The sequence below is a fragment of the Cytobacillus sp. EB106-05-05-XG126 genome, assembly GCF_058791715.1.
Genome location: NZ_JBYTDU010000035.1, coordinates 1 through 7,253, shown reverse-complemented (window position 1 = coordinate 7,253; position 7,253 = coordinate 1). Strand labels below are relative to the sequence as shown.

The 7,253-nt window shown below is 35.2% G+C and carries 9 protein-coding genes; 3 read left to right on the top strand and 6 right to left on the bottom strand.

Annotated elements, in window-relative coordinates; translation table 11 throughout:
* Positions 1–99 precede the first annotated feature (99 nt).
* The 3 genes from AC3WTL_RS25560 to AC3WTL_RS25550 all read right to left on the bottom strand — a co-directional run bounded on the left by AC3WTL_RS25560 (position 100) and on the right by AC3WTL_RS25550 (position 1,501).
* Entirely contained in the window at positions 100–489 is a 390-nt protein-coding gene (locus AC3WTL_RS25560) for a hypothetical protein (RefSeq protein WP_492370270.1), read from the bottom strand.
* 623 nt (positions 490–1,112) lie between these two features.
* Positions 1,113–1,244 carry a hypothetical protein gene (locus AC3WTL_RS25555; RefSeq protein WP_262176324.1) on the bottom strand — a complete coding sequence of 44 codons (132 nt, stop codon included), beginning with the start codon at positions 1,242–1,244 and terminating at the stop codon, positions 1,113–1,115.
* Positions 1,245–1,258: 14 nt separating this feature from the next.
* Positions 1,259–1,501, bottom strand: coding sequence for a hypothetical protein (locus tag AC3WTL_RS25550; RefSeq protein WP_262176321.1), 243 nt, complete (start codon positions 1,499–1,501; stop codon positions 1,259–1,261).
* Between the two features lie 128 nt (positions 1,502–1,629).
* Here AC3WTL_RS25550 and AC3WTL_RS25545 point away from each other — a divergent pair, with 128 nt between their 5' ends.
* The 3 genes from AC3WTL_RS25545 (at position 1,630) to AC3WTL_RS25535 (ending at position 4,552) form a co-directional block, all read left to right on the top strand.
* Entirely contained in the window at positions 1,630–2,343 is a 714-nt protein-coding gene (locus AC3WTL_RS25545; RefSeq protein ID WP_262176318.1) for a response regulator transcription factor, read from the top strand.
* Positions 2,321–3,700, top strand: coding sequence for a sensor histidine kinase (locus tag AC3WTL_RS25540; protein ID WP_262176316.1), 1,380 nt, complete (start codon positions 2,321–2,323; stop codon positions 3,698–3,700). The genes AC3WTL_RS25545 and AC3WTL_RS25540 overlap by 23 nt, the downstream gene beginning before the upstream one ends.
* 234 nt (positions 3,701–3,934) lie before the next feature.
* Positions 3,935–4,552, top strand: a complete 618-nt coding sequence (locus AC3WTL_RS25535) for a YdhK family protein (RefSeq protein ID WP_262176314.1) — start codon at positions 3,935–3,937, stop codon at positions 4,550–4,552.
* Positions 4,553–4,663: 111 nt separating this feature from the next.
* Here the strand turns inward: AC3WTL_RS25535 and AC3WTL_RS25530 are convergent, their stop codons facing one another.
* The 3 genes from AC3WTL_RS25530 to AC3WTL_RS25520 all read right to left on the bottom strand — a co-directional run.
* The gene (locus AC3WTL_RS25530) at positions 4,664–5,341 is read right to left on the bottom strand and encodes a response regulator transcription factor (protein WP_492370269.1); all 678 of its coding nucleotides are present in this window, start codon (positions 5,339–5,341) and stop codon (positions 4,664–4,666) included.
* A complete protein-coding gene (locus AC3WTL_RS25525; protein ID WP_492370268.1) occupies positions 5,319–6,716 on the bottom strand; it encodes a sensor histidine kinase in 1,398 nt (465 codons plus the stop codon). Before AC3WTL_RS25525 ends, AC3WTL_RS25530 begins: the two co-directional genes overlap by 23 nt.
* A 332-nt stretch (positions 6,717–7,048) precedes the next feature.
* Positions 7,049–7,253, bottom strand: a 205-nt coding sequence (locus AC3WTL_RS25520; protein ID WP_492370267.1) for a hypothetical protein, incomplete at its 5' end; no start/stop codon positions are given.

Below are 7,253 nucleotides of genomic sequence, written 5' to 3'. Positions count from 1 at the left end.
GTATATGTCGAAAAATATTTTTTTGACATCCCACCAACGGGTCAAACCGTTGTTATATCAATATTTATAGAGGGAGTAGCCATTTCATTATTATGATTATTAAAATAAGAGCTCCAAAAATGACCAGCTCATTAAAAAAAACGTGCCCCCGGAGGCTATTAATATAGTAGTTAACTTTCTTTTTTCCCTATTTTGAAGGAGTTTATATTCTTTATAAGTAATAAGACCTTTTGCAAACTGCAGTCCTGCTTCATCTACATTGACGGAATAAGACCTTCCATCTGTATTTTCAAGCATGACCTTTGTAACTAAAGGCAAAGTTCCACCAGGAGGTAAATTTAAATTACTTTGTATAGATAAATTTTCTTTAATTTGAATGCTCTCACCACCAGTAGTAGCTACACTGACTAGTTTGTAAACAGAGTGTTCCCTAATTTCCTCGCATATTTTAAGGGCCTGTATTTCAATTACATTATGAGTAAAGCACAAGTTCTTCACCCCTTTTCTAGATACCATAGGAAAGCCAATTCTTAATCTTAGATGACTAACAAGGAAGACAATCGCATCAAATGAGATTTTGATTTTTCTTTTCCCAATAATATGCAAGGTAAAAAGTATTTGTGTATGCATAATCTATGCAAAATTTTTAGGTATAAGTAAGATACAGAGACATTAATCTACTTGAAAAAGTATACTCTCTAAAGATTAAGATATCAAAAATCAAAAAATAGAACCACTCTGGTTAGTTGTGAGTAACTTGGTAAATCACAGCCGAATGTACCACTTTAACTTTGGAGGACTAATAAGAATGGAGATATAATTAATGGTCTTTTTATCTTGGCTTATTCAATTCTTTATCATTTTGATCATAATCATTATAGAACAATTTGACAAGGAACAGCCACTGTATTGCAATAAAGTAATTATTTTTTTTGCACTTGCTGCCGGAGCAATAATACTTCTTATCACGATTTAATGGAGTAAAATATAAGTGGAATAACTTCAATTCCTATAAATCCTTTTGTTGAAATAAATGTATTTATTAAGTTATGATAAAGTCTGAGCGTAAAAAGGACCGTATTCACAACGGTCCTTTTTTTGCGTTAATTGAATTAAAGATTCATTTTAGATTTCTTAATCGCCATTTTAACTGCAAAATAAACTACAATTCCGATTAAGGTTAGATTTAACATCAGCCCTATCATTCCAAAACCCATCATGCCAATCCCGAATCCGCCCATCATTGGAATCACCCCAACTAAAGATTATTCATCATGCTTTCGGCTCCACTTTGTTGCATCATACCATCCTTTCCATGACATGACTCAAACATATCTTTTTGCTCCTTTGTTGAGAGGCCAGGATGCATTTCCTCAATCATAGGCTTCATTTGCCCAAAATTTAAACCTGCTTTTCCGTTTTCCTCTGCAAAAGCATATGTGCCTGCTCCCAAGATAAAACTTGCCCCCAAGACACCAATCACAAATTTTTTCAAGTTCATTCATCTCCCTTCTTGGTGATAGAATAACTAAACGGAATGTAGATTTTATGGAAAACTTATGGGGATTTTGTGAAGATTACATTTCCATCAATCCAAGATGTTAAAATAAACACAAGGAGTGGTAAAACGTGACAAAAATACTTCTAATAGATGATGAAGAAATGATACTCGAAGTATTAAAAGCCTACTTTGATAAGGAGGGCTGGGATACTGTGTCTGCGTTAAATGGAATAGATGCTTTAAAAGAAGCAAAGGCAGAAGACATTGACATAATTATTTTAGATCTCATGCTTCCTGATATTTCAGGCGAGGAAGTCTGTCGTTTAATAAGGAAAGAGACTGACGTACCCATAATTATGCTTACAGCAAAATCAAACGAAGAAGATTTATTAAACGGAATAAACCTTGGAGCAGACGATTATGTTAAGAAACCATTCAGTCCAAGAGAGGTAGTGGTGAGAGCTAAAGCCATTTTAAGAAGAGTGAAAAAAAGGAACTTAGAACATAAGCTTCTATTTAATGATAATAAAATGACCATTGATCCAATAAAAAAAGAAGTTCAAGTGAAAGGTAAGGTTATAACACTCACGCCTATAGAATATAGACTCCTATTTACACTGGCAAATTATCCGGGCAGGGTTTATAGTCGTAAAGATTTACTTGAAAAATGCCAGGAAAACGGGGCTTATTATGAGGGATATGAACGAAGCATTGATACCCATATAAAGAACCTGCGCAAAAAGATTGAAAGAGATCCCCGCCAGCCCGAATTTGTATTGACCGTTTTTGGAATGGGTTATAAGTTTGGAGGAAAGCCTCATGCGCAAAACCATGCGCTCTAGAATTTTGCTTTATTTCTTAGTGGTATCATTATCCGGCATTCTTTTGACAAGTTTTTCGATATTATGGGGATTTGAAGATCATTTTAATAGTTATTTACGGGAGGGCAGAGAAAAAAACATTAACCTGATAAAGGAAGAAATACTCAAAGAGTATGATCGGGCCGGTATACTTCAAAGTAACCAAGTACTAAGTATGCTACATAATCAAGCTATGACTGAAAATTTATTTTATCGAATATATGATTCTGAGGGAAAACTCCTGTTAGATACAACTAACATGAAAGAGATGATGGAGAATATGGCTCAGGGCACACAGGCAAAAATACAGGAGGAGCAACTCTCAGAAACATACAGGCTTTCTTCAGGGAACCGGTTCATCGGCAGCATTAAAGTGTATTATCAAGAAGAGCTCCTTGAAGAGGACTTTTCTTTTTTCCATACCATAAAACGAAATATCTATGCGGCTGCTTTAATAACTCTCATCCTCTCAGCTATTTTTAGTCTTTTATTCTCAAAATGGCTCTCTTCTGGTTTTAATAAACTTTCAGTGGCTGTACAGGAACTTCAAAAGCATAAATGGAATACCCGTTTAAATATAGAGGAATTTACAGAGGAAATGAAGCCTGTTGGATTGTCCTTTAATCATTTAGCAAGTTCTCTGTCTAAAGAAGAAAATCTTAGGAAGCAGTTTACCGCTGATCTTGCACATGAGTTACGAACACCGCTTGCAACGTTAAGGAGCCAGATAGAAGCTTTTCAAGATGAGATATGGGAGCCTACACCGAGGAAACTTCAGCAAAGCCATGATGAGTTAATGCGCTTAGTTCGACTTGTAAATGAACTCGAAAAGCTTCTAGCTGCAGAGAACCCTCAGATTAAACTTAATAAAATCAATATAGAGGCTAATAAAATCGTCAATACTTTAAAAGATCTTTTTGCTCCTTCTTTTCATGAAAAAGGAGTAAAACTCCGAATACTTAATTCTGAGGAAGAACAGTGGTTTCAAGCCGACCGAGACCGAGTTATTCAAATATTAACCAATGTTATTCAAAATGCTCTTCAACATACTCCATCAGGTAATAGGGTAACGATATCAGTTATTAAAGAAAATAGTTATATAGGTTTCTCAGTAGCCGATACAGGAGTTGGGATAAAGAAAGAGGATCTTCCTTATCTTTTTGAACGTTTTTACAGAGGGGATAAATCCAGGAACAGAAAAACAGGAGGAATTGGTATAGGGCTCTCCATCGTAAAAGCATTAGTTAATGCCCATGAGGGAAAAATAAATATAAAAAGTGAAATAAATGCTGGCACCACTCTGACTGTTTTATTCCCTATTAATAAAGATAACCACTAACACGTGTGGAGGCTTGCCATTAGGCTATGTGTTATTAAATGGATAATTTTAAAAATAGCCATTCATTTAGTCTATAATATTTACCAAATAAAAATTGTAAAGCTAATACAGAATAAATTAGTTTCTAGTGGGGAATAGATTTAAGGACAAAATTTTTATAGATATGCTTACATCACATTTTCTGCACATTTATTAGGTATGATATTGTAAATTGCTAAAGGAGGAGTTATTTAAATGTTAAAAATGAAATTAAGGAATTCTATGTTATTTGTATTACTTACTGCTCTTTTATTACTTTTGGGAGCTTGTTCAAATGCAAATGATGAAAACACGGAAAACAATGAAGGCAACGAAAATACAGAAGAGAGCCAAGAGAATAAGGATGAAGATATGGAAGGCATGGATCACAGTAATATGGATATGTCTGGCTCGGGCGAAGTTCCTGAAGGTTTAGAAGAAGCAGCTTCACCAACATATGAAGTTGGAAGCAAAGCGATTATTGAATCTGATCATATGCCAGGTATGAAAGGCGCTGAAGCAACTATTGTAGGTGCATATGATACTACTGTTTATACTATCTCTTATACTCCGACAACGGGGGGAGAAAGAGTGGAAGATCATAAATGGGTCATACATGAAGAAATAGAAAACGCCGGTGAAGAACCTCTTGAACCTGGAGCAGAAGTTACTGTAAATGCAGAACATATGGAAGGCATGGACGGAGCAACTGCAGAAATTGATTCAGCTGAACAAACAACTGTTTACATGGTTGACTTTACTACGACAACTGACGGTAAAGAAGTGAAAAATCATAAATGGGTGACTGAAAGTGAGCTATCCCCAGCTGAATAGTTTGTAGGATAGAAGATCGATTAAAAATAGAAAGTCGATTCCTTAGCGAAGGAATCGACTTTTGTTATGATTGGGTTTGATTTGAATGCTTAAGTTGAAATAGGCTGCGAATTAATCCTTTCCTGTCCATTTATATCCGACACCCCAAACTGTCAGTAAATAATCATCCGCTGGAAATCCTGCCTTTCTCAGCTTTTCTCGTATGTTTCTAACATGAGAGTCAATTGTACGGTCTTCAATCGATACGCCAAATCCCCAAACCGATTCAATTAAGTGATCTCTAGAGAAAACCTTGTTTCTGTTACTTATAAGTAGCTGTACCATCGCAAATTCTTTAGGTGTCAACAATACCTCCTTATCTACATAATAAAGCTCATAGGAATCTGGTTTTAGTAAAAGACCTTTAAATGCGATGAACTCATCTTCTTTTGCAGTTCTCCTAAGTACTGCTTCAATCCTTGCTACAAGTTCTTCTTCATCAAATGGTTTTAAAATATAATCATCTGCACCTAATTTTAACCCTTTAACAATATCAGGTTTCTCACTTCTCGCTGTGAGCATGATTATCGGGATATCTCTGACTTTTTTTAATTCTTTGCATGCTTTCCAGCCATCCATTTCAGGCATCATCACATCTAATAATATTAGATCTGCTGGTTGTGATTCTATAAACCCGATTGCTTCTATTGCAGATGACTTTTTGACGCAATTATAACCTAATGGGGTTAAATACAGGGCAAGTAAATCCAGCATTCTAGATTCATCATCAACTAATAGTATCGTTTTCAATTTTATCTGCTCCTTTAAAGACAAGTTCAAATTCTGTTCCTATTCCTTCCTTGCTTTTCACAGAAATAGTCCCCCCGTGGGCTAGAACAAGCTCCTTTACAATGGCGAGCCCCAAACCTGTTCCTCCTAAAGATCTCGTTCTGGATTTATCTACACGATAAAAGCGGTTTAAAATATAAGGCAGATCTTCTTCGGGAATCCCTTTTCCATTATCTCGAACTTTAATATAGACATCCTTCTTTTTATTGTTTACGGATAGAATCGTTTTGGCCCCGGGTGGAGAGTATTTAATAGCGTTATCCAGTAAATTAAATATGATTTGCTCAAGCCTAGTAGGGTCAGCGATAATAACCGCTTCCTTTGGACAAATTACCTCTAATTCCATATCTTTTTCTTGGAAAGCCGGAGAAAACTTTTGCTCTATTTTCATAATAAAGTCAGTTATGTCTATAGCTCTTTTTTGAATAACGAACGAGTTTTTATCCATTTTCGCAAGATCAAAAAGATCCTTAATTAAATCAGAGAGACGATTTGCTTCTTCATGAATAATATTCAAATATTTATCACGATCCTCAATAGATAAATTGCGTTTAAGAACAATATCGGCATAACCCTTGATATAGGTGAGGGGTGTCCTGAGTTCATGAGAAATGCTCGCCAAAAAATCGTTTCGCTCTAGTTTTAAATAATGTAAATCACTTGCAAGCCGCGATATAGAATCGGCTAAATCCCCAAGTTCGTCATTCCTATTTTTGGGGAGAGAAACAGTAAAATCTCCTTTACTGATTTGAGAAGTAGCTTCCTTCATTTTTATTAAAGGTTTTGCAAGACCTTTTGAAAGGAAAATGATTACGGTTAAGGTTAAAAAAACAGCAAATATTCCTGTTAATATAAAGTGTTTATTTAGTCTGTCAATCAGGGAGTGTATCGACTCTGTTTCTTGAAACATAAAAACCTTGGCGGTAACGTCACCATCTATTTCAATAGGGCTGACCGTTGAGATAAACTTTCCCTCTCTCCAGTTACCATCAACAACCTCTCCATCTCGGGGGATTACTGAGTCTGAACTGCTAATATGGTCTTGAATATCGCTGCTCTTTGATGAGGAACCAAGTATTCGACCATTCATATCGGTAATCACGACATCGGTATTTGCCTCAGATTCCATTAAAGTAACATGAGAGATTGTATCTTGATCAAAATGCTTTTCTAGAATGTCCCTATGGGCATTACCTCTAGCTTGTAAAGAAAGAAACTCTTCTTCTATTCTTGAATCTACAAGGGCCGAGTGTAAGAAGAAAAACATAAAAATCTCTAGGCTAAAAATAATTAGAAAGAATACTATTCCAAGCTTTATTGAAAGTTTTTTTTTCATTTATTTCACCCATTTCTCTAGAAACTGCTAAGTTATATTATATTTCATGAATTTGAAGAAATTATGCAGAAAAATTTTGATACTCTTTGGATTTTATTACTTGTGACTATAAACTGAATTCACATAAATTGTAAGTATTTCTTTTAATACTTTAGTATCAATAGTTCTTTTGAAGGCCTTGTTTGCTTTGAAAAGGAGGGAAACATTATTCCTCTGAAGCAGCGTAAATATGGGTTGTTCCGATAATGGTCAAATTTATACTTCCCACTTTTAAAAAAACAAGATGTCATCGGACCAAGCAACGGTAGGAGAATAGGAATCTAACGATGAAGTCACATTATTGTCAGGGGCTGATTTAGCTGAATTAGTTTTAGAATTTCCTCCCTAAATACAATATATAAAAGAAGGCTTAGGGCATTAATTATTTTTTTCTCAATATCTTCTTCACACCTATTTATTATAATAAGGAGCATTCCTGTTAGAAGAATTTTCGGGGACTTGAACAAAAAAGAGCCCTCTTGGTATGATACGGGGTGT